Here is a 24,016-nt window from a genome sequence, read left to right on the forward strand (position 1 = left end):
GCTACAAACTATCTATAATTTTTTGATTAGTTACTTTTTCTGCCAACAAATCATCTTCTTCGCTGATAAAACCAAAAATCTTTGTCAATCTATCACCAAGGAAAGCGTCTTCATATTTACCCAAGCAATAAGCCTTATATTTCTGACCTTTTGCAAGTGTGATATCAATATTATGAAAGTTATAAAGTCCCCTTGATTCACATCGAATAACAAATTGATACTCACCTTCTTTTAGATAAACTACTGCGGGAACTGTATCCCAAACATTAACAGAAATAACTTTGGCGCCATTGGTATCAAATGCTGAAGCAATATCAGTGACTAGTTCATAATCGCCAACCCATAACCCTACGTCATCTACAGAAACACTAGACAGGGTTTGACTAGAGATATTGTTTGGGTTGTAAGTATCTATTGTTGAAGCGCAAGCGCTTAATAATAATACCGAGAATATAATAACTAAAAATTTCATTATTAAACCTTATAAGGTGAACTGGGTTACTCGTTGTTGTTAATTTGTGAACAACCGCTGAAACCTAAGATTGTAAAGCAATTCATTTTAGCAAATCCGCGACTTTAAGGCCGACAAATGACATTGCTAAAATGTGCTATTGCTTATCTTGTTTATATTTATACATACGTTTATCGGCTAGTGATAAACATTCAGATTGATTTAGGGTTTCAAAACTCGTTGCAATACCAAAACTTAGCCCCGCATCTTTCCATCCTTTTTCTTGTAACTCTTTTGCCGTTTCTATTAGTAGATCAGACAATTTCAGCAAAAGTGGCTTAACCTGTTGTGAGCTTTTAATACTAACAACCCAAATAAACTCATCACCACCACAGCGAAAAATGCTACCCAACCCTTGAAGTTTTTTTTGCATGATATCAGCTGTTGCAATCAGCACTTTATCACCTTCGTCATGGCCGAGTTTGTCATTGATTTTTTTAAAACCATCTAGATCAATAAAAGTAATACAGTAATGCCCTTTTAAGCTGGCTAATTTTTCATTTTGAGCAAAGCGGTTACCAATTTGAGTTAATGGATCAATACGTGAAATAGCATAAGTGCGATGAAATTCTTTCTGTTGTATTTGCAACCATTCAGCTAAAGAAAGAAGAATACAAATACAATCGATGGTTAGCGCTATTTGCACAATCAGTTCAAGAGAAATATCCCAGTCAATCTTATAAAGGTGAGATAAGACATAACCCATTAACGTCAGTCCATATAAAAGATTGCCAATTAGATAATACTTAGCCCTAAAATCTTTTTGCGCGAGCATAAATATCCCAGTACCAATACAGAGTGGGATCCACAGCGTTGCGATAACATGTGATATTAAGTAGCTCTGCGCAAAAGAACTAAAAGGCATGAACAAACCTAAACTTAAGCAAACTATCGACAGTAAGTTAAATGTTTTAGCTAATTTAGGATGATCTTGTTGGCAATTAAATAATAAGTTTGTGAATTGACAGGCTGAAGCAATAGCAAAAGGGAATATCCATATAGCGATGTAAACGGGGTTAAATGTTGACACCGCAAATAAATGACCAAAACTTCCTGAGGCTAAAAACCAACCTAAGCCTTGTATGCCTATATAACCAGTACAGGCCAACGTAACCAAATACTTGGTTCTGAGATATATAAAGAAAGCGATTAAGGCTAACGTAAGCATTACTGCAAATGAAATAGAGGTGATGCTATTGACAAAAAATTGCTTGTTGTAAAATGCTGCCTTATTATAAAATTTTACTGTAACAGGTGTTGCAAACATTTTAGCTTCAATATAAATCCACAGCGTGCCCGTTTCCTGTTGATTTAATGAAAGGGAAAATGCTTGCGAGTGAGCTAATTTCGGGTTCGTACCACCAATCTGCCCGAAGTTTGCTAACGTTATAACTTCACCGCTGTCGCGCTGCCAATAAGCGGTACCTAAATCGAGATAATTAGTATGAAGCTTAACAAACCAAGTATCTTCATGCCCTTTTGTATTAATTAACTTAATCTTAGTAATATAAGCGCCGCGACCTCCTAATGTCGAAGTGACTTGTTTAGCATCTTTATATAATTGACTTAACTTCGCAAAACTAGGATTTATCTCTATCGATTGAGTTTGGTACCAGAGATTATGTTCATTTAGTTTGATTTTATTGAGATTATCTAATTTTACATAAGGTTGTGCACTTATTGAAATGGCGGTGAGTGAAAAAATTAGAAGAGCAAAACATGCGGTATATTTTGTAATAACGAATTTAAGGATGCGAATATAATTTTGATAGCGATATATAAAATTTAGAATATTCTTATAACCTGTTAAAACTCCATGTTTCATATTATGTTAAAAATATTATGGTATAACAAGAATAATTGGTTAAATAACAGCTAATATTAAATACAAAAGGTTCTATTTACACGATGAACCCAAAAAAGTTAACGTGCCTTTTTTGTACGATGACAACGCACAAGTACATGAGTCATTCTGCATTGCTCCAGCTTTTCTTTATCAATAAACAACACCACGAGATAATGATTACTCGTTAGCGCATAAATACAAACTAAGTGCCGTTTCGAATGAACTTTGCTATTTTACAATCTTCTGGAACTCGTTCTACACGACTATCTAGATTTTCCGCCTCAGCGACAAGCTCTGAACGAAACGGAAGCTCCTTAGGCAGTTTAATGTTTTTTACAATACCTAAGTTGTGTAATATATTTAAAACCCACCATCCAAGGTCAGGTTCATCACTGTACAAACCTAGCATTGCAGACCCAGGGTAAGCATGATGATTGTTGTGCCACGCTTCGCCCATAGAAAGAAGACCTGCAATTCTAACATTGTGACCTTGAACTGCTGCGCCTTCTACTTTCCATGTGCGTTCACCTTTATTGTGAGCAAAATAACCTATTAACCAATGACCACCTAAAGATATTACAATCCTTACAGATATTCCCCAAACTAACCAAGAAATACCACCAATGAGAAACAGAGGGATAGCTAAAATTAATTGTTGGAATATCCATGTTTTTTCAACAAATAGATAAAACCTATTGAGAGAAACTTCTTTATCTATGATGAACTCAGGTGGATTATTAAGTTCAAGATCGCAATTTAATTGCCACCAACCATCTTTTAATATTTTGGAACCATGCAATAAATAATCGTGGCACTGTGATTGTCTTTGAGCCCAATCGCGGAGGTCGTGTTGAATAATCATTCCTATAGGACCTGACATACCAACTAGCACCCCTAAGTATACGAACAAATATTCCATCCATTTAGGACACTCGTAAGAACGATGGATTAATAAACGGTGCATTCCAAGTGAGTGTCCAAAGCACAATGTTATTACTGTGAGTACGACGAATACTGAGAAGGCTGATATTGACAGGACAAATGGAGCAACAAAAACTGTTGCGGCAACATGAGTTAGGAACCAAATTGATTTAATTGGTTTCCACTTTACCATTCCCTTGTACGCACATGTGTCATTGTCCGATTTAACTCTATTCGTATTGAGCATGAATATCCTGAGGCAGCTAACGCTTTGTTCAGCGGCAAATAATAGTTGGCTGAATGTGTGAGGCACGAACAACAGCCAGCTATTATTTGTTGGTTTTAACGCCTTGTTAGCCGTTTTTACAGCAAACTAATTTATTAATAAAATCCTGATATACTTTTATTGCCTTATCTTTTTTCATTGTTTCTGCATGCTCTGTATCCGGAATGATCGCTAATACTTTAACCGAGCTTGGAGATATGTCATAAAGCTCTTTCGAGTTATGCACTGGCGTAGTTGAATCGTCTTCACCAATTAAGAAAAGCAATGGTTTCTCATATTCTTTAATAAAATCAACATTGTTTATTTTTGTCAATTCAGGTGATAAATATATTGAATAAAATGGTTTTGACCAAGCAGGTGTTAAATTGTCGACTAACTCTGGCACTGTATTGATAGCACCATCTAGAATTAATGCGTCTATATCTTTATTATTTGCAACATAACTTGCGATTAAAGACCCCATCGATAATCCATGGATGGCTGTAGGTAAGTTAGTTGGAAATTCACCCTTAGAAAAGTCAAAGATTCTTAATGCATCTGTTCGTAAATTATTAAGAGACAATATATCTTTTTTATCACTTACTCCCATGCCTCGATAGTCAAACCAAATAACGTTCGCAGGTAACATAGAAAATTTATTCAATATTCTCGATGAAAGGCTAATTTTCATGCCATTCGCACTGAAAAAGACAATATTAACTAAAGCATCTTTGTTTATTAACTTAACGCCTCTAAGTGTAATACCATCCTCAGCGGTTAAGCTCACCGCTGAGACAACAGCCGATATATTAGATTCAGTCAGTTCAGCTTGAATTTTTGTAATGTTGAGTTGCTTTTCAGGATGCTCATCTTGGTATACAAATGATTCAGTTGTATAGTTTGCAGAACATCCAGAAAGTAATAATAAAAATAATATTGTGATTTTTTTCATATCTAGTAACACTCCTTGTTGATTTAACGACTAATAGCTTATTAAACAGGCAAAGACCTATTTTTATCAAGGCAATTATCCGTCTGTCTTTTTTTTAAAATAAAAGTTACCTTTATATTAAAATTATATCAAACATTGATTAACATTAATTAACGAACTTTTGATAAACGTGTGCTGTTATCACGCTTGCTCTGTTGAAAACATACCAAAAATTAATCACCAAACTAGATTCTGTTGCTATACCCAAATGTGCATTAGAAAGTATGGGTAAACGTTAGAGATCAATACTTACACTTAACTCTGACTCATTTTTAAGTACATTCCTACATTTGGGAAATGAACTACATCCCCAAAACTCATTATCTACATTATTACCTTTATTGGCTTTATTGGCTTTACGTAAGACCATATCAGCACCACATTTTGAACAATACTTAATATCAGATTTCTCTTCTACAATACCTCGAACGTGCTTAATGTGTTGGCGATTTGTTTTAAAACTTCGTTCCAATCGTCCACTTTCAATTTGCTCGATAATGGTAGTCACTTCATCAACATTGAAAATAATATCAGTTTTACTTTTGATATATTCAATACCACCACGAGCAAACCTTACATTCTCTGGCATTTTAGTTTTAAAGGTACTATCACCAATAAAGATAATGACTGAGAATATATAATCATTTTTTGCGTTACTCCCTACTAAGAGAAGATCTTCTAACGTCTTTATGTGTTTATAGTTTTGATGAAGTGGGTTCTGAAATTTTGATTTGTGTTTAAAGATTTGTTGAGTCCATTGCTTTTGATTAGCACCACCAAAAATCCAACCTTTCATATTCTTAGTTTCAACCACGAATATGCCATATTTTGAAACTATGATGTGGTCAATCTGGGTAGTGCCATCCTCAGTAGGAAGTGTCACGTTTTTAATAAGGTGATAATCATTTTTGTCTAAGAAAAACTTAATGAGCAAGTTAACTTGCCACTCACCCAATACACCTTTAAACCATGCAGACTTTATGACGATAGCAAATATGAAGATCGGTATTAGATACCAAGCGGCACTGATCATCATGTTGAGGTAAATTGTTAAATCCATTTAATACTTACTTCCATATTGGTAGCTACTAGCTAATTTTGTCCTTTATTAGCCAGTTAATTTTATAATAAAAATCAGCAGTAACTATCTAAACACACTTATTATTAAATACACAATAATATCATAAACTTATAATAAATTAATGTCTAACATTCCTAGATATACACTAACGGACTGTTCCAAGATATCTACCAACTCTTCATCCATATACTGATATTCATCAGGGATATCTAACACTTGAATATCTTTATATTTAACTAATTTGATGAACTCAGCTTTAAGTCTACTTTTATGCTTTTCTTCCATCACAAAGATAATGTCAGCCCATAGAATATCTTTTGCATTTACCGTTTTTCTTGCACTTGAACTAGTACCTGCTGATCTCACATTTAGTTCAGCGTGATTTTTAAATATTTGTTCTCCTGTGGGACTACGCCACTGATTTTTACTACAGATGAAGAGAATATTTTTCATTCGTTTAGTTCCTTACACGGAATATCAAAGTCCACATGGTAATGTTCATCATGTCTAACCCATGAACGTTTTTTGGAAAACTGGATATGCTTTTTAAGATAAGGGCCATAAGGTGTTTTGAAAAGCTCAGATTGTAATTTAGGATCAAATATTACTCGCCATAAATCTACACCTTGAGCTACAGCCTCTTTGTGCAAGGCAACAATATGAGCAGCCAAAGCAACATAGTCGATAGAATATTCTTCATATTGCCCTTTACTATCAAATTCAATGTCGTAGCCAAACTTGTTTAAAGGGTGAGTTGGCAGATGCACTGATTGACCCGATTCATCTAATACGGGTGTCATAAAGTCTACCGATAAACCATTACGATGAGTTTTATGGGGTTTGAACTGTCCACCTTCTTCGAATCCAGTTTCAGCATACTTAAAAACTTTGTCTGGTTGTTCTGTTTCTAAAGATTTATAGCCGTTTACTATGATGCTTTCTACTTGGGAATGGACGTAAGCTCTCCCTGCTAACCTTGCAACAATGCTGTAAGCGACAAAATTATTACCAGAGCTTGGTAGCTCTACCCCTTTTTCCAAACGTCCTTTTGAGGTTGTACCGTAGCATGTACTTTCTTCTGCTAAAACAGCGTTAGAATACAAACAAGTAATTAAGATACTAAACGTTAATATTTTCATTTTTCTTTATGACTTCCCTGCTTTTACTTTTAAGCTTTTATTTTTTAAATAAATTCCATAATAAACTACTGCGCCCAATAACCCACTATATAAAGATAACTTGTGCAACATCGGCACTGAAATCAGACCTAACAACGGATTATCTAATAAAAATGGAAAGAAGGGTTCAACATCTGAATGCATAATACTATCAAGTAATACATGACTAAAACTGCCAACAAATGCACTTAGAAATACTACCCACCAAGCAATTGATATGGGATTTTCCCTTTTAGAAATACTTATCAGCTTTAAACCAAGTTCGGATAAGTATTTACCTGTTAGAGCAGCAAAAATAGCAATTAGCACTGCACCAACATAGGTATGGGTAAAACCATGAAGATGCCCCTCTCCCGTTATCAACACAATTAGTGGTTGGATATCCATTACGATTTGAGTCCAGCCAAAAACCATCAAGCTAAAGCTACTTTGTAATATGGCTTTAATAAAAATCCCTGGCCCCATGTGCATTGGAGTAAATGGCATTATGAATACCTACAGTCTTTAAGGATCAAGGATATCGCCTCAGTAACCAACCGCGCAGACTCTTTTGGCTGTGCTTGAAGTATGAAATGAGGTCCTTCAATTTCTATATACTTAATATTGCTGAAGACTTTGGTGAACTCACGACCCTTCTGTGATGCTATAAGCCTGTCTGAAAGTGCTCGAATATAAATTGAAGGTATATCCGATGTTGTTATTGGTAGTCGTTGCTGGCTCATAACTTCTAATCTATTTTTTAATACGAGATCAGGTATAGATTTAGTAACCGTAATAAATTTTGATAAAAGCTCTTTTGATGCCCCTTGACCGAGGAGTAAAAACTTATGAAAAATCGTTGATAAAGGTGCTGAAGCTAAAGATTTAATAGGTAAAAGTTTAGCTATCGACAATAAGAATTGGTTAGGAGAACTAAGGAAACTGGCAATGAAAATCACGCCTTTCAAATGTGGATTATTTTGCCTAAGTAGCTCAGGAATAATACCGCCAGCAAACGATTCAGCTAACAAAATATAATCTTCAGTTGGTAATTGCTCTTTTATTATATTAGCTAAAAACACATGGTCTTGAGAACCCGATTGAGGTAATGGGATTACAATATAGTCTCCGTCAAAGTTAGACAAAAACTCTTCAAATAATTCTCCAGTACCATCCATACCGGGCAACAACACTAATTTAGAAATAACCACTATCCTTGTATGTTAATATTTATCATTTTACTTGGAATTAAATGGAATGAGCATATTATTGACTCTATTCTAGAAAAGGCAACTAACGACCTAAAACGGTCGTAAGAGCATTCGAACTGAGCGAAAAATAATCATACGATTAATTAAACTTGACTGACGGCAATGAGCTTGCAGGAGACATCAAGTCACCATACCTGCCGTTGAAATTCTAACCTAAAACTATTTACCAGCTACTAAACCAAAATCGTTATTTAAAATATTCTGAAACCATTGATTATAAATGGAAAAACCATAGGAAACCCTAAACGACGTTACACTCAAACAAAACACACGGTGTAAGATAATACATATAGAACACCCCAGAATTTTCCAATTTATGTGTTCGCTAGAGTACAGACTTCCAGATTAATTGTGCGTATTGTTTTACCATTCAAAACATTAGAAGACTAAAATCAACTGAGTCGAGTCGAATAAATTACACATAGTAAGACCCTTAAGACCCATTTTGGAGAACACTGATGAAAACGTTTCAGTTAATTCGAACTACCTCTTTTTATCTGACCTTTCTAATCCTAAATGGTTGCAGCGTAATCAGTTCTCAACCAATCAACAACAGTACTGGCACAAGTCCAGTTCTCCCAAAACCTCATCACAGTCTTATCTCGACTGTGGGTGTCACGGATGACTCAATCAACAATGCGCTGAAGTCGCCATCTCCAGATTCAAACCAATAGCATGGTCATTGTGGCCATAATGAAAGGAGATGATGAATAAAATCTAATATCTTTGCATTGTGCAATTAGATTATAGAAAAATTAAGTTAATAAGGAATCAGATCATGAACAAAATTTTTTTAATAGCTTTCATTGGATGGGTGACATTTTTAGCTGGTAGTGTCTTCGCAAAAGAGGTAATTCTCGATACAGGAGAAACATATCGCCAGGGAAACCTCACTGTCACCTGCGGCATAGCGTTAACAGAGCATGTCCCGCAGGCTCTCAAAGAATGCCAACACTGGGACGATTTTAATAAAAAGTGCCTGTTTGAAAAAAAGACTTATATATACAAAAATCTACAATGCGTTGAAGAATGTCAGTACTGGGAAAAGTTTGACAGCACCTGTCATTACCAAACAAAGTGTTCTTTCGACCCGCGGCAGAACTGGTTTGTTCGAACCACATGCGATAATTTTGACGACTTCAACAATACCTGTGTGAGAACAAATGATATAAAAATAGTGCAATGATACAAAAAAGGCCTTGTTATCGGTAACGACCTCAATATTTTCTATCAACCTAAAAAATTAATCCAAGGGGAATGTTATTGAGCCTGGGGCATGAACAGGCTGGGTAACTAATATTTAATGCTATGCTGGTTCACGTACCATGTAGTAATTGATGCTCCTAGGCCGCATTGTTGATTTTGAGGCAAAATGGATAATATTGGACTCAAACGGCAAAAATTGCTGAACAATTTAATAAACGCTGACCACGACCAATGAGAAAAATTGAAGTTCATTGGTTTTACCAAGGTTGCGGCAGTAATCAGCCTTATTGCTTGCAACCCGTCGCAGGTTATCAAGACGTTAGGCGTATAATCGCGGATCCTACCAAGCCAGAGAGAGCGGAGCTATGAGGGAACTAATGAGTGAATCAACTAATCGGAGGTCTACGTTGGCCAAGACTTTCAGGCATCCTGTGACGCGTTTATCTAAAAGAGGCCGGTGTTTAGCATGTTGGGCCGTGCTGGTGTTTGCGCATCTTCCCGCCATCGTTTTTGCCCAATCATCGTGCTCCGGAATTCAAGTAAAAATTCCGAACATTAAAAATAACACTGGAGTTGTAGCTTGTGCGCTTTTCGAATCTTCAGTAGGTTTCCCTACTGAATTTTTGCACTCTGCAACCAATATAATGATGATGAAAATTCGAGATACGCAGGCGCGTTGCAACTTTTTAGATATCCCTCCGGGAACGTATGCCTTGGTTGTCATTCATGATAAAAATATGGATGGTAAGCTTGGCACAAACTTGCTAGGGGTGCCGACAGAAGCCTACGGTTTTTCAAGTGGTGCAAAGGCCTCGATGAGCGCACCTTCGTTTGAAACCGCTAGATTTACGTACGATGGGGAAAACCTTGATCTAACAATTAAATTGACTTATTGAGCGACCTTTCCGTGAATACCTAGGCATTGTTTCAATCAGGCAGGACCATTGATAATTTACTGTGCTTAACAAATTGTTGCACCAGACATTTGACCTGCAATCCATGTTTTCTGTCGAAAAAACAGGTTTCCTCTCAAATGCCCTTGAACTCACGCGTTAGTAGCAATGCAAGTTTTGAGGCAGCTCGCAGTATGATAATAATGCTTGAAAATTCTAATCAAATTGTTGCTCATCAAATTCATATTATTTTTCAAAACTTTTATAAGGTTGAAACTCAGCTTATTTCTATTCTTGATTTTCCACAGGGATGTCTTCTAATATCTTCAAAATCGCGTGATTATTTCCTAATTTGGCTAGGTCAATGAGGTAGCTTTTTTCAAGTTCTTGCATTACTTGGCCTGCCAGTAATTCTTTGAGCCGTTGTTCTTCGTTATTGGCAATGGTAGTTTTTATGGCGGCAAAGTTAGTTATGCTTTGGTCGTTGTTGTTTTCCATTCGTCGCACTCCCTTTTTGTTGGTTAATTAAAACATTAGCTTACTTTTAATTCCCACCATAGGGGGATGACTTTTGGAATGCAAGTTTCTACAGGGTTTATTCCGCACATTGCGATAAAAGAGTTGAATCGCGTTGCAGGTAATTTTGACCGAACTCATGGATTAGGTCGGCATCAGGGATAGACAGTTGATACTCGTCGTTTGCTTCACCTCAGAGTAAAAAAGGATTTACTGAGAAATGAGAACATATACACTAAGGCAGCGGATCCTTCCGCTCTTCCATTACTTCCTTAGCATCCGTAAATCCGTTCGAGCCCGCGCTAAAAAATCATTCTCCAGTGTTGGCTTCCAATATAAGTGTTTTAACAGTAGACCCTAAGACGCTGTAATTCAATACTTTTACCATGCCACTCTATTGCTCCTGTCCAATAGAGTGGCTGCCTGGTTAGAGCGGCTGTCTGGTGGGACGGATGATAATCTCGTTGACATCAACATCTGCCGGCTGCTCGATTGCATAAGCAATTGCACGCGCAATCGCATCAGAGTCAATTGCCATCTCGTACATTTCATCAACACCCTTAGCAGTATCGGGGTCGCTGATTTTACTGGTCAGTTCGGTCGCCACAGCTCCAGGCGAAATATTGGTGGAGCGGATTTCCCCTTCGCCTTCCTGACGAATGCCTTCTGATAACGCCTTAACGGCAAACTTGGTTGCGGAATAAACGGCGGACGCGGGAAAGACCTTATGCCCAGCTACCGACGACAGATTGATGATGTGGCCGACATGCTGCTCGCGCATGGTCGGCAGCACAGCGGCAATACCATAGAGCACGCCTTTGATATTGACATCAACCATCTTCTCCCACTCGTCGACCTTGAGCTCATCGAGGGGCGACAGCGGCATCAGGCCAGCGTTGTTGACCAGCACGTCGATGCGGCCATACGCTTCCTTCGCTGCCTTGGCCAGCGACTCAACCTGAGCGCGTTCAGTGACGTCGGTAACCTGATAAATAGCGTCACCACCCTGCTCCTTGATCGTATCACGCAACTCCACAAGGCGTTCCTCACGGCGGGCAGCAAGCACCAGCTTGGCGCCACCTTTTGCCAAGCGTTGCGCTGTGGCTTTACCGAGACCACTGCTGGCACCGGTAATGATGACGACTTTGCCATTGATTTCTGACATTGGTTTTCTCCTGTTGAAATGAATTATTAAATATTACAAGTTATAGGTTCCAAGCTTGATGTTACGCCGTGACAGTCATGCGGACCGCATATTCTGCGCCATACCGTCGTAACAGCCTGTAGTGGCGGCCTCCACCAGCACATGGGCCACATCTGCTCGGGACGCCTTTGCTGATTTATCGACGTCCTCGCCCAAGATCACATCAGTGCCGCGACCCTTGTTGGTCAGTGCTACGGGGCGCAGGATCGAGTAGGTCACTCCGGAAGCCTTAAGGTATTCGTCCGCTTCGTGCTTGGCATTCAGGTAAGGGGCCAGATCACCGGTTGGGTTGGACAGATCTGCGCCGATCGAACTGAGCATCACGAAACGTTTCACGCCTGATTCCAGCGCCAGATCAATCAGTCGTTTGGCGCCGTCCCGATCCACTTTTTTGGTCATTTCAGGGCCGGTGGTTCCGCCGGAGCCTGCAGCAAAGATCACCGCGTCCATGCCGTCGCACAGGCCGGTTTTCAGTTCTGTAAGATCACTATGGCGAACATCTACCCCCAAGGGCAACGAACTGGTATCCGAACTTTCGCGAACCAGCGCTGTTGGTTTATGGCCCTGTTCTATCAGGTACTGGGCCAGAAACTGGCCCGTTTTTCCGGTGGCACCGGCGACAAGAATGTTCATACTCATAGAAAAATCCTTAATGTTAAATTAAATGTTCTAAATTAGGTAGTTAAAGCCAGGTTATGGCAGGAAAATCGACTTTACGTTGACCAATTTTTTTTATTCCAAAGCCACCGTGTGGACGTTTCTCGTCCTTTGAAAAGATCCCACCGACCAGTCAATAGCTTTTTCATTAGCAAGCCGATCCGTCGCTTGTATTTCGGTAATTATGTCGTAGGTATGGGTTTCTTTTTCGGTCGCAGGATTAATGGTGGTGATTGTCGACATGGTTGCTCCTTCCGGGTCTGATAGGCAAACGCCGTTGGCGTTAGCTCAAGTGTATTATCAGTCCGTTGGAGTGAGTTGTCTGTTCGCTTACCAACACTACCGCGAGCAAACATCAACGAGCCGATGTTAGTGGCGAATAAATGACCCAAAGAAAAAAGTACAAAAGAATAAACCACATACCTGATCTATTTAACATGATCTGATTTTGTTGGGTTCAGGGTCATTGGATCAACTGTTGAAGCAGGTTAATGGATGAGAAGGTTAGGATTTGATAGTGTTAGGTATCAATTTTATCCAGTAAATCGACAAAAAGCGCTAGACAGGCACGTTGACTTCCACTCTTTGTGATAAAAATGCGGGATCAGTGAACAAAGAAAGGCAACCAGTTTCTAATGATAGCAATCACCGCATATCACACGCTTAAAATCATACTCGAGACGACCACAGCACAAAAAATCATCAAAATCTCGCTCAACGTACTTTGGTATGCGCTTATATTTAAATCTCAGAGAAAAACCTGAACGTCGGCTATCTCAGTGTTACCGACCTACAAGCCTTCTGCAGCAAACATGTACTACAAGCAGAAAGCCAATGGCCAACTGTTTTTATAGAGTTCAATGAGCGTTCAGCCAGCCTTATAAATGATTTGGGCAGTGTAAATAAATTAGTCAGATGCGACAAAGCGGACGTTTAGTTAATGAAAGTTTGCTCTGATCCCAGAGGTTACTTTTCATTTTCAGACGATGATGACTTTTTTGAGTCTGCTGATTTATCTTCTGAATTTTTTTTCGACAACATGGTATTGAGCTTTTCACCACCTTTGGCGCCAAAATCCAATGTTCTGATAGGAAATGGAATTAAGATATCAGCTTTTGCCAGCGCTTTATTGATTTCTACAACCGCCGTATGGCGAGCTTTCATAAAGCCAGTGTCGCCTGGATAGTCAATCCAGAACCAGACAACTAAATTTATACTGCTGTCTGCAAACTCCTTGGCAAACACGGCAGTTTCTTCTTTTTTTATAACAAAATCACAGACATTTATCGCTTCTTCAATAACTCCAGCTGCCTTTTCTGGGTCGTCTGCGTAAGAAATACCAACGGGTACTTCGATTCGCCTGCTGCCTGTGGTCGTATAATTTGTTAGTACGTTTCGAAACAAGATTTTATTTGGAATAACTTCTATCTGGCCAAAAAACGTTTCTACTAATGTGTTACGTAAATTAATTGTTTTTACTATGCCAAGCACATTTTCTGCTTCAACCACATCGCCAATTTGAAATGGCTTACGAATACCCATCGCAATACCGGCAATAAGATTCTCTGCCATATCTTGAAAAGCAAAACCAAGTGCTAAGCCAATGATACCAGCGCCAGCTAAGAGTGATGTTACTGTGCCGGTTAACCCCAAAAATTCTAGGGCGATAAATAGCCCTGTGAACAGCACAAGCATCTTCATAATAGACGTAAGTAGATCAGCAATTTGTTCAGATTCTAGGGTTTTATGAAGCACTTTTCGAACGGCTCTGCCAACATATTTAGCCAGTAAGCCAAAAAATATGACTAAGAGAATGGCGACTATAAAATTGGGTAAGTGTTTAATGCCAGCTTCCAGCCAGCCTTGTAATTTTTCGTCAATTAACTGCCAGAATTTATCTAATACAGAGAGATCCATTAATATTATTCCCGTTATTTTTTATCATCATCCTTTAATGTAGATTCAGCCAGTGTATTAGCTTATCTAGTGTCAAATATAGGTAAAATAAAACGTCATTTTTCATAAAATGAAAATACATGTTGCCTCATGTTTTCCATACTGACATCTCTTTTATATCCAAGTCGGCGAACTGTCGTCTATTACTCAAAACTTCTCAGAATATGCTAAGGCAACAGATTTTTCTTGCTCTCAGTGTTTGGGGGCTTATAACCCCTTATCAACTTTTAGATTATGAACAAAATTTTTGGATGGATTTATTGCTCGAAATAAGTACATATGTCTCAGTTATCCATTTTTGGCCTAAGAATATGATTTTTCAAATGCTAGAAAGTAAGAAAGCAGAAATCCATCATAGAGAGGTAATAATGTTATTTATCATTGCAACTATAATGAGTTTGCAAATTTTTCTCATCTTCAAAACTAAAAGGCACTGAGGGATCGAACGTTGGTGCATCTTTCACTTGCTGCTGCGTCATATCAACATAAATTTTAGAGGTAGGCCAACTCACCTCTTTAATCCATTTAGGCGCAATTAAAACCAGATGACCCAACCACCAATTACTGGTGTTAATAATCAAATAACGAATAGCCCAAGAGTCGATATCTATCAACATACCTTGCAAGTGACCCAATTCACCGTCTATTGCATCAAGGTGATAACCCACTACGGCATGACTGCTGCGTAGATGATGATCATTATCCCGTGATAGTGCAGCCTTGATGTCTGCGGATATTTCTGGGTTATCTAAGTTATCTGGCTTTGGCGCGACACTATAATAACCAAGTGCCATCATGTTAGGACTAGATTCACTTCCCCAAATACCTGTGTTACCCCAGTAATGTTCGTAACCATAATATTCCATATGATCGACCTCATGCTGCCTAGAGACCGGTTTTTCGCTTTCTATATCAGGGCTGTTTTTTACCTGTTCTCTTGAGATTGTGACAGTAAGCGTTTTATCTTTCTGATTAAACTCTTTGATTGATATGGGTGAAAGCAATATTTTTTTGCTTGATAACCAAGACCCCGTTTCCACCACCAAATATCGGATCACCCAATGCTTATCATCAAAATAAAGATCTTTGGTCAATCCAATATCGCCATCAGAGGCCTGAATGGCGATATTTTTTAAATCATTAACTGTATGTAACATGATGTATTTGCTCCAGATTAAAGGTTAAAAACAATAAATAATTGCTTTGTTAATAGAGTCAACATTTCTCAGTTTGCATCAAATATCCTATTCAATCTGTTCGGTGTCGCACCGAACGAGGGTGAATATTAGCTTAATCTAGATCCATCTATAAATTTTATGATGAACGACCATTTTCACCTTCAAACAAAGCCTTTTATTTATTATTTTTAAGGAGTTAATGATGACCTCTTCAACTAAAAACACACACTCGATAATTAATCGACGTCAATTTGTCCGCGGTTTAGCATTAACTTCAGTAGCGGCTGCCGTTGCATCAAACATTCCATCAACCTTTGCCAGCAATGAGTTTATCTCGCAAGGCTCGACTAAGTTCAATCCAAAACAACCCATGTTAACGGGAACTGAGTTTGATTTAACCATTTCCGAAACGACCGTTAATATTACCGGCACTCCCGCTTTAGCAACATTGGTTAACGGCTCTTTACCTGCACCAACACTTGTTTGGCATGAAGGTGATGAAATCACACTCCGCGTGACTAACAAATTAATGGTAGATTCCTCTATTCATTGGCATGGGATTATTTTGCCAACGAATATGGATGGTGTACCTGGCTTAAGTTATGACGGCATTAAGCCCGGTGAAACTTATGTCTATCAATTCACCGTAAAACAAAATGGTACCTATTGGTATCACAGTCACTCCGCGTATCAAGAGCAAACAGGTGTCATCGGTGCAATTGTTATTTTACCAAAAAAACAAGAACCTGTTCACTCCGACCATGACTATGTGATTCAACTCTCTGACTGGTCAGATACCCCTCCTGAAACCATTTATGCAAACCTTAAAAAGATGGGTGATTACTATAATTTCCACCAAAGAACGGTCGGCGATTTTTGGAGTGAATTAAAACAAAAAGGATTTTCTCAAGCCTGGAAAGATCGTTCAATGTGGAACAACATGAAAATGTCCGATCGAGACTTGTCAGATGTAACTGGCGCAACCTACACCTATTTAATGAATGGGCTCTCCCCTAATGCACATTGGCGTACCGTGGTGGAATCTGGCAAGAAAGTAAGATTGCGTTTTATTAATAGCTCTTCTATGACGTTCTTTGATGTACAGATCCCTGGTTTAAAAATGACCGTTGTGGCTGCTGATGGAAACTTAATCCAACCGGTAGAGGTTGATGAATTCCGCATTGGTGTAGCAGAAACCTATGATGTCATTGTGGAACCTGATACAGATAAACAAGCTTATGCGATTTTTGCTCAAGCCATTGACCGTTCCGGTTATGCGATAGGCTCCATCACCTCTAATGCTTCAAAATTGGCGTCTGTCCCAGCAATGGATCCATTACCTATTTTAAGCATGACAGACATGGGTATGGAAATGGACGGCATGGATCAGAGTGGTCAGGATATGCTTACTGGCATGCAAATGAATGGTAAGAATCAGAACGATAATGACATGAATGTTAATTTAGATGACGAGCAAATTCCAATGGATATGAATCCAAAACTACCTCTCATTGATGTGCCTGAAAAAGAAGGCCCACAAATAGCGATGCGTGCCACTGGCGCAAAATATCGGCTAGATGATCCAGGCGTTGGCTTACGAAATAATGGCCGCAAGGTCTTAACCTATGCCGATTTAAAAAACCTTTATCCGACACGCCATGAACCTAAACCCACTAAACAACTGCTATTGCACTTAACGGGCAATATGGAGCGTTATATGTGGTCAATTAACGGCATCCCCTATGGTGAAGCACAACCATTAAAGTTTAACTTCGGTGAGCGCATTCGCGTTACGTTTATTAATGACACCATGATGAATCACCCTATGCACTTACACGGTGTATGGAGTGATTTAGAAACGGGAGATGAAAATCATATTCCTAGAAAACATACAATCGTTGTACAACCAGGTTCCAAAATCAGTTATCGAGTGACTATGAACGCTCGTGGTGATTGGGCATACCACTGCCACATGCTCTATCACATGATGGGTATGTTTAGACGTGTACAAATCCGATAGTCAAATTCAGTATTCTAGGAGAAATATAATGAAAAAATTATTCAAAGTAATATTACGCACCATATTTATCTCGTCCATACTAATGACATCACAAGTGCATGCAGGTGGAGAAAGAGACCCTTTATTAACGTACTTTCTAATGGATACGCTTGAAATTAGCGACCAAACTGGCAACCCTACTTCTTGGGGTGTCACGTCTTGGATAGGTAAGGATTGGCACAAACTCTACCTTAAATCCGAAGGGGAAACACTTCATGGACAAACCGAATCTGAGAACCAGCTACTCTACAGTCATCCCATTGAAAAATATTGGGATCTTCAAATGGGGGTTGGTTATGACACGACTCCTGAAAAAAACCAAAACTGGGCCGTAATCGGTTTACAAGGCCTTGCCCCTTATTTCTTTGAAACTAATGCAGCAGTGGTGTTCAACGACAAAAATATTGGTTTTAGATTCGAAACGGAATACGAGGCTTTATTTACTCAAAAACTGATATTAACGCCCAGCCTAAAACTCAGTGCCTATTCTTCCGATGATGCATCTATGGGAATTGGATCTGGATTATCATCTGCTGAACTAGGGTTGCGTTTACGCTATGAATTTTCTAGAAAATTTGCGCCCTACATCGGGCTTAAGTTTAATCAAGCCTTTGGTAAAACAGCCGACTACCTAATCGCCGAAGGCGGTAAGAAATCCGACACCAGCCTTATCGCAGGTTTAAGATTCTGGTTTTAATTCAAGGTATTATTTCAATAATACCGTCAGGCTTATTTACAAATAAGCCTGAGACTTTGCAAATAGGCAGAACACTATAAGAGTATTACTCGCGGCTCAATAACTGCGGCTCACGCTCATTTGACACTCACGCAAACAGTAGGCCAAATGGTTTTTTCAAAACCGACTTTTCACCTTAATGACTTTAGAGTATAGGTAAAAGAAAAACGTCATTTTTTATAAAGTGACGATACATATTAAATCCGCCAGGATAAAAGTATCGAATTATCATCTCATCTTAAAAAATCAAACGAATAAGGATAAGAAATGATTAGTAATACAGATATTAACAACCGTCCCGATTACGATCATGTCATCCAAGATATCGCAGATTATGTCATGAATTTTGAAGTCACTAGCGAAGAAGCGCTCGATACCGCGCGCAACTGTTTAATGGACACCCTCGGTTGCGGATTGCTAGCGCTGCGCTTTCCTGAATGTACAAAACACCTTGGTCCTATCGTACAAGGCACCCTTGTGCCTAACGGCGCGCGAGTGCCAGGAACATCGTTGTCGCTCGACCCGATTAAAGCCGCTTGGGACATAGGTTGTATTATCCGCTGGCTCGATTATAACGACACTTGGCTGGCCGCTGAATGGGGACATCCATCGGATAATTTAGGCGGGATTTTGGCAGTGGCTGATCATTTATCTCAGGTCAGACTATCGAAGGGCGAACAGCCTTTTACCATGCGAGAAGTGCTTGAAGCCATGATCATGGCGCATGAAATTCAAGGTGTAATAGCGCTAGAAAATTCTTTTAATCGCGTTGGTTTGTGCCATGTATTGTTAGTTCGAGTCGCCTCAACGGCAGTTATCACAAAAATGATGGGCGGCAATAGAGAACAAATCATGGCGGCGGTCTCGCAAGCTTGGGTCGATGGCTCTGCGCTGCGCACCTATCGTCACGCACCCAATGCGGGTTCTCGTAAATCTTGGGCCGCGGGCGACGCGACCTCAAGAGCTGTGCGTTTGGCCGACATGTCGATGCGCGGTGAAATGGGTATTCCAAGCGTATTAACCGCTCCGCAGTGGGGCTTTTACGACGTCTCTTTTTCGAAGACGAATAAAGACCAAGCACTTAAACCAGAGGCTGAACGTCAGTTTTCGTTTTCTCAAGAGTATGGTTCTTACGTGATGGAAAACATTTTGTTTAAGATTTCTTTCCCCGCAGAGTTCCATGCGCAAACTGCCGCGGAAGCTTCGGTTATCCTGCATCCTGAGGTGAGAAATCGCTTAGCGGATATTAAGAAAATCGTCATTCGAACCCACGAATCGGCCATTCGCATTATTTCTAAAACAGGTGCACTTGCTAATGCTGCAGATCGTGACCACTGTTTGCAGTATATGGTTGCGGTGCCGCTGGCGTTTGGAGGGCTAACCGCCGAACATTACGAAGACGACTTTCACAAGGCACATCCCATCATTGATGAACTGCGCGATAAAATGGAGGTTGTCGAAGATAAACGCTTTACCGCAGAGTATTTAGAAGCAGATAAACGCGCTATCGCTAACGCCATTCAAATTTTTTTCAACGATGGCAGCAGCACAGAAGAAGTGCTAGTGGAATACCCTGTGGGACATCGTCGCCGGCGCCAAGAAGGGATCCCGCTATTGGAGCAAAAGTTCAAAGCGAACTTAGCGACGCGGTTTCCGAGCCATCAATGCAAAACTATTTTCACGCTGTGTAAAGATCAAGCCGCGCTTGAGTCCAAAGCAGTAAACCGCTTTATGGACTTGTTTGTTATTGCTTCAGTTTAAGCCCTAGCTGATCCAAACCGCAGCATTACAGCAGATAAATTTATATTGCTAATCGTAAGCGATAACTTTAAAACGAAAAATTAACAAGGCGTAACTAACGGGTTCTAACATGACTGTTCAAAATGAACACAGTATAGCGAATTTTGTAATCTTGAAAACTGCCATAGTAAATGGTTAAGAGGAGTTGATAAAAGAATTATTATCAAAAATACCGGTGCAAGAACTTGAAAAAAGCTATTTGCTCGACTTAGCCAAACTTAATGATAATCGCGTTATCATTAAGTTAATCAAGAATATTCCCAAACAGAAATAGTTATGCAAAGTGACTACTAAACGGAATAGCTTTGTTAAATATTTGCAGTCATAGGAGCGCAACGTTATTGGTCTTGTAGTAATCAAGCGGGACCAGACGTAGCTGATGTGGTTTATAGGTAAAATAAAATGTCGTTTTATAAAGTAACGATACATATTCCCTCATATTTACATCTCTTTTATATCCTTGAGGGGGTGGAAATCGGCGATTTTTCATCTATTACTCAACTGTTTTCACATAATTTAGAATTTAAAACAAGCGCCTCAAAACCGCTCTTTAATATTACCCCATCGATCACTAAGTGCGCCGCTGATTCTGTTTTTTATTATTCATTTTTAACCTCGTATAAGTGCGTGTGTATAGGTAGAATAAAACGGTGTATAGTAGAAGTGCTAGGAGGAATCCGATTAAATATTATTGACTAGGATTGACAATAAAATGTGCTTTCTATCCGTTTTGTTCAATTTTCAGTATTCACGTTTTACCTGCCTATTCGTTAAGCTATTAAAGGAACATTCATATGAAACTGTTGACGCCACTCCTATCATTTCTTCTCATACTGGCTGGTTGCAGTTCACCAGCAAATCAGTCTCAGAACCGTTCCGTTGAAGAAATTGCGACTATTGAAAATATCTATCCCGAGGCAGATGCCGCCTTAGGGGAAAAACTATATCCACATGAGGCACTTTTAGCCGACGAAACAGCTGACCTCATTGAAGGTATTATCCGCCATCGATATACCAATGGAGAAGCCAGGCGTGATGTTCACCCCAAAGCTCATGGCTGTTTAAACGCAGAGTTTGACGTGCTAGACGATTTACCTAAATCATTAAGCCAAGGTGTATTCCAAGCAGGTAAATCCTATTCCGCGTGGGTGCGTTTTTCTAATGGAAATCCTGATCCTGATCGCCCGGACATTAAAGGGGACGCAAGGGGGATGGCAATAAAGCTGCTTTCTTCGCCAGCCGAGGCTGGCTGGCACATAGCAGATAAAAGCACAGTGCAGGATTTTATCTTAATTAATCACCCTGTCTTTCCGGTTAAAGAACCTGAAACCTATGTGGCCGTACATCGAAATTTATCGTCTGACGGATTTTGGGATAAATTGGCAATACCCTTTAATTTGGGACTTCAAGGTTCACTTATTGGCCTCGAGTTGACTAGCAAAAAAATTGCCAACCCTTTACATACACGGTATTGGTCTGAAGTTCCCTACCAGCTTGGGATGGGACAGCAGCGGAAAGCCGTGAAATACTCAGTTCGCCCATGTACAGCCACGACAAATGAAGCTCCCGAGGAAGCCGGTGCAGATTATCTTCGCGAGGCGATGAAGACGAGCCTTGACCAAAATCCAAGCTGCATGGAGTTTCTGGTTCAACTTCGAGAAAACGACGAAATGAGTGTCGAAAATTCCATGATCGAATGGCAAGAAGTGCAGGCACCTTTTACTGTTGTAGCGCGTATCCACTTTCCTAAACAGACCTTCGATACAGATGCACAAAATACATTTTGCGAGAACCTAGCTTTCAATCCTTGGAACAGTTTATCCGAGCATAAGCCTTTGGGCGCCATGAACAGAATGCGAAAAGTTATCTATGAGCGAACAAGAAAAGTTCGACGGGAAATGAATTCAGTGGTTACCGTTGAATAGATTTTGGGGGCGAAGATCAGGTCAAGCAATGGGAGAAGGTTCACAGTTGATCCCTGGTTTCATTCAATGATGCTGACATAACGTCGTATCACGGGATCTGGCGGTTCGGCTTTACCAATAACTGCCAGATATCCAAAAGATTAACTAGTTGCCTTGGAGAAATAAATTTAATCTAAGTCTTTTTAAACTCGACTGAATTTTTACGAAAAAAGTGAACTGAATACTCTTACTCATCGCATTAGCCAGCATGCGACTGGTTTTATTGAACACGAGGGCTTATTCGTGAGGGATGATGACAATGGTTACCTGGCTTTGGATCGTCTTCCAGCCGATCAATAGCCAATCCCATACCCATATCGTTCATCATATTTCTGTTCTCTCCAGTTGACATTCCGTGAGACCACGCAAGCGGGACCCGTCTGCGTGCTCCGAGTTGCTATCGCACAGGCACATGCCTATGTTTGTGTGGAAATTTAGTCCGGCTTATTACAAGGTAGTCCGGTAGCCTGCAAATCGTCAAAGCCTGCTTCCGATGCAAGAGCTGCAATGTAGCCCATTTGTCGTAACGTTGCTGCGGCTAGCGCGGCACGTCCACCGCTGGCACAATAGGTGACTATAGGCCGTTGGTGATCGCTTTCTTCGTCGGAAATTTTCATTTCCAATACACCACGAGGTATAGCGACGGCACCTTCCAGATGGCCTTCCTGCCACTCATTGGGTTCACGAACATCGAGCACTAGCGCACCGCTGCCACGCAGAGCCCTTACCTTTTCAAGGTCGACGGTGTCAACCACTTTTTTGGCTTCATCGATCATTTGTTGTGCAGTTAAAAACGTAAGCATAAAAATTTCTCCTGATTGTAGTGTGAATGAATGTTCAAACTGTTAGTTCGCTATGCATCTGCAGCTAAACCGCAGCCAAGGTTCGCCGGAACGGCCACATCCATCATCTTAGGATCAGGCAGATCCAGGTTGTTCATAATGTCGATATATTCCGCACGGCTCTTGCCGGCTAATCGCGGGTTATGAGCCTTTTCCTCAGCAACGCTGCTGCGGGTCCAGCCCTTATAATCGTGCGCCGGGTATACCAGCGTTGAATCCGGTAACGTAAATATTTTTTTAGTAATAGAATCATAGCTTTGACCAGCGTCACCACCTTGAAAGTCGGTTCGGCCACTGCTACGAATCAGCAGCACGTCGCCGGTGAATATTGCTGGACGCTCGCTGTGAAGCAAAAAGCTATAAGACTCATCGGTATGGCCAGGTGTGTACAACGCTTCTAGATCAATACCATCCAACCGGATGTGCTCGCCCTCCCGAATGGTTTCAGACATACAGTCCGCTTCTGTCTGTTCGCCCATTACAGTGATGCAACCGGTCTTTTCTCGCAACTTTCCAAGACCGGTGATGTGATCCGCATGGGTATGAGTATCGATGGCTCGCACTAATCGAACATCGAGTTGTTCGACTAGTTTCAGGTACATATCCACCTTATCTATTACCGGGTCGATTAGTAACGCTTCGTGGCCACTATCGCTAGCCAACAGATAGCTATAAGTGCTGGATTCAGAATCAAAAAATTGGCGAAATAACATGTTTATCTCCCATTCATATTTAGTGTGTAAATAACAGTACTAAACGCGATATCGAAAGGTATTTGTAATTGCACACTGAATCCATACATGGGTAACTCCTATATATTGGCTGAACCAATATCAATAATAAAAAGCAGCCTTATTGGTAAAGGCAAAGTAAAGGTTACCTTATCGTTGTATTTATAATTACTCTGTACGTTAACGTACTTAATAAAAGATTTTTGGCGCCTATGTAGTCGTTACAATAAA

At 39.9% G+C, this 24,016-nt stretch carries 24 protein-coding genes; 6 read left to right on the plus strand and 18 right to left on the minus strand.

What is annotated here, in order from left to right; genetic code table 11:
• Position 1 precedes the first annotated feature (1 nt).
• From H4J70_RS00810 to H4J70_RS00850, 9 genes are all read right to left on the minus strand, one after another.
• On the minus strand, positions 2–472 hold the full coding sequence (locus tag H4J70_RS00810) for a hypothetical protein (protein WP_182250495.1): 471 nt from the start codon (positions 470–472) through the stop codon (positions 2–4).
• 136 nt (positions 473–608) lie between these two features.
• Positions 609–2,336, minus strand: coding sequence for a diguanylate cyclase (locus H4J70_RS00815; protein WP_182250496.1), 1,728 nt, complete (start codon positions 2,334–2,336; stop codon positions 609–611).
• A 223-nt stretch (positions 2,337–2,559) separates the two neighbouring features.
• Entirely contained in the window at positions 2,560–3,237 is a 678-nt protein-coding gene (locus H4J70_RS00820) for an acyl-CoA desaturase (protein WP_259367975.1), read from the minus strand.
• 394 nt (positions 3,238–3,631) lie between these two features.
• Positions 3,632–4,495, minus strand: coding sequence for an alpha/beta hydrolase (locus H4J70_RS00825; RefSeq protein ID WP_182242611.1), 864 nt, complete (start codon positions 4,493–4,495; stop codon positions 3,632–3,634).
• Between the two features lie 274 nt (positions 4,496–4,769).
• Positions 4,770–5,594: an NERD domain-containing protein gene (locus H4J70_RS00830; RefSeq protein WP_182217308.1), complete on the minus strand. Its 825-nt coding sequence runs from the start codon at positions 5,592–5,594 to the stop codon at positions 4,770–4,772.
• A gap of 129 nt (positions 5,595–5,723) precedes the next feature.
• A complete protein-coding gene (locus H4J70_RS00835; protein WP_182217774.1) occupies positions 5,724–6,068 on the minus strand; it encodes a low molecular weight protein tyrosine phosphatase family protein in 345 nt (114 codons plus the stop codon).
• The gene (locus tag H4J70_RS00840) at positions 6,065–6,754 is read right to left on the minus strand and encodes a penicillin-insensitive murein endopeptidase (RefSeq protein ID WP_182217772.1); all 690 of its coding nucleotides are present in this window, start codon (positions 6,752–6,754) and stop codon (positions 6,065–6,067) included. The genes H4J70_RS00835 and H4J70_RS00840 overlap by 4 nt, the downstream gene beginning before the upstream one ends.
• Before the next feature lie 6 nt (positions 6,755–6,760).
• The gene (locus tag H4J70_RS00845; protein WP_182217770.1) at positions 6,761–7,279 is read right to left on the minus strand and encodes a metal-dependent hydrolase; all 519 of its coding nucleotides are present in this window, start codon (positions 7,277–7,279) and stop codon (positions 6,761–6,763) included.
• Positions 7,279–7,983, minus strand: a complete 705-nt coding sequence (locus H4J70_RS00850) for a hypothetical protein (RefSeq protein WP_182217768.1) — start codon at positions 7,981–7,983, stop codon at positions 7,279–7,281. Before H4J70_RS00850 ends, H4J70_RS00845 begins: the two co-directional genes overlap by 1 nt.
• 838 nt (positions 7,984–8,821) lie before the next feature.
• On the opposite strand from H4J70_RS00850, the gene H4J70_RS00855 reads away from it, so the two are divergent.
• A complete protein-coding gene (locus H4J70_RS00855) occupies positions 8,822–9,229 on the plus strand; it encodes a hypothetical protein (RefSeq protein ID WP_182217767.1) in 408 nt (135 codons plus the stop codon).
• A gap of 397 nt (positions 9,230–9,626) precedes the next feature.
• Positions 9,627–10,145: a DUF2141 domain-containing protein gene (locus H4J70_RS00860; RefSeq protein ID WP_259364975.1), complete on the plus strand. Its 519-nt coding sequence runs from the start codon at positions 9,627–9,629 to the stop codon at positions 10,143–10,145.
• A 285-nt stretch (positions 10,146–10,430) separates the two neighbouring features.
• Here H4J70_RS00860 and H4J70_RS00865 read toward each other — a convergent pair whose 3' ends face one another.
• The 6 genes from H4J70_RS00865 to H4J70_RS00890 all read right to left on the minus strand — a co-directional run bounded on the left by H4J70_RS00865 (position 10,431) and on the right by H4J70_RS00890 (position 15,632).
• On the minus strand, positions 10,431–10,640 hold the full coding sequence (locus H4J70_RS00865) for a hypothetical protein (RefSeq protein WP_182217763.1): 210 nt from the start codon (positions 10,638–10,640) through the stop codon (positions 10,431–10,433).
• 445 nt (positions 10,641–11,085) lie between these two features.
• On the minus strand, positions 11,086–11,823 hold the full coding sequence (locus H4J70_RS00870; RefSeq protein ID WP_182217761.1) for an SDR family oxidoreductase: 738 nt from the start codon (positions 11,821–11,823) through the stop codon (positions 11,086–11,088).
• Between the two features lie 75 nt (positions 11,824–11,898).
• On the minus strand, positions 11,899–12,501 hold the full coding sequence (locus tag H4J70_RS00875; RefSeq protein ID WP_220465339.1) for an SDR family oxidoreductase: 603 nt from the start codon (positions 12,499–12,501) through the stop codon (positions 11,899–11,901).
• Between the two features lie 93 nt (positions 12,502–12,594).
• Positions 12,595–12,762 carry a hypothetical protein gene (locus H4J70_RS00880; protein ID WP_182222653.1) on the minus strand — a complete coding sequence of 56 codons (168 nt, stop codon included), beginning with the start codon at positions 12,760–12,762 and terminating at the stop codon, positions 12,595–12,597.
• A gap of 723 nt (positions 12,763–13,485) precedes the next feature.
• Complete coding sequence (locus tag H4J70_RS00885; RefSeq protein WP_182217758.1) at positions 13,486–14,436, minus strand: mechanosensitive ion channel family protein; 951 nt, start codon at positions 14,434–14,436, stop codon at positions 13,486–13,488.
• 410 nt (positions 14,437–14,846) lie between these two features.
• Positions 14,847–15,632 (minus strand): PRC-barrel domain-containing protein, encoded by a 786-nt coding sequence (locus H4J70_RS00890; protein ID WP_182250498.1) that lies wholly within the window; start codon positions 15,630–15,632, stop codon positions 14,847–14,849.
• A 223-nt stretch (positions 15,633–15,855) separates the two neighbouring features.
• On the opposite strand from H4J70_RS00890, the gene H4J70_RS00895 reads away from it, so the two are divergent.
• From H4J70_RS00895 to H4J70_RS00910, 4 genes are all read left to right on the plus strand, one after another.
• Complete coding sequence (locus H4J70_RS00895) at positions 15,856–17,673, plus strand: copper resistance system multicopper oxidase (RefSeq protein ID WP_182250499.1); 1,818 nt, start codon at positions 15,856–15,858, stop codon at positions 17,671–17,673.
• Positions 17,674–17,701: 28 nt separating this feature from the next.
• The gene (locus H4J70_RS00900) at positions 17,702–18,409 is read left to right on the plus strand and encodes a copper resistance protein B (RefSeq protein ID WP_182250500.1); all 708 of its coding nucleotides are present in this window, start codon (positions 17,702–17,704) and stop codon (positions 18,407–18,409) included.
• A gap of 306 nt (positions 18,410–18,715) precedes the next feature.
• Positions 18,716–20,209, plus strand: a complete 1,494-nt coding sequence (gene prpD, locus H4J70_RS00905; protein ID WP_182250501.1) for a 2-methylcitrate dehydratase — start codon at positions 18,716–18,718, stop codon at positions 20,207–20,209.
• Between the two features lie 833 nt (positions 20,210–21,042).
• A complete protein-coding gene (locus H4J70_RS00910; protein ID WP_182222650.1) occupies positions 21,043–22,173 on the plus strand; it encodes a catalase family protein in 1,131 nt (376 codons plus the stop codon).
• A gap of 259 nt (positions 22,174–22,432) precedes the next feature.
• Here H4J70_RS00910 and H4J70_RS20515 read toward each other — a convergent pair whose 3' ends face one another.
• From H4J70_RS20515 to H4J70_RS00920, 3 genes are all read right to left on the minus strand, one after another.
• Complete coding sequence (locus tag H4J70_RS20515; protein ID WP_259367976.1) at positions 22,433–22,564, minus strand: hypothetical protein; 132 nt, start codon at positions 22,562–22,564, stop codon at positions 22,433–22,435.
• 82 nt (positions 22,565–22,646) lie between these two features.
• Positions 22,647–23,015: a rhodanese-like domain-containing protein gene (locus H4J70_RS00915; protein ID WP_259364988.1), complete on the minus strand. Its 369-nt coding sequence runs from the start codon at positions 23,013–23,015 to the stop codon at positions 22,647–22,649.
• 50 nt (positions 23,016–23,065) lie between these two features.
• Positions 23,066–23,767, minus strand: coding sequence for an MBL fold metallo-hydrolase (locus H4J70_RS00920; RefSeq protein WP_182217748.1), 702 nt, complete (start codon positions 23,765–23,767; stop codon positions 23,066–23,068).
• Positions 23,768–24,016 lie beyond the last annotated feature (249 nt).

The organism is Colwellia sp. BRX8-9, assembly GCF_014077245.1.
In the GTDB taxonomy this organism is placed as follows: Bacteria; Pseudomonadota; Gammaproteobacteria; order Enterobacterales; family Alteromonadaceae; genus Colwellia_A.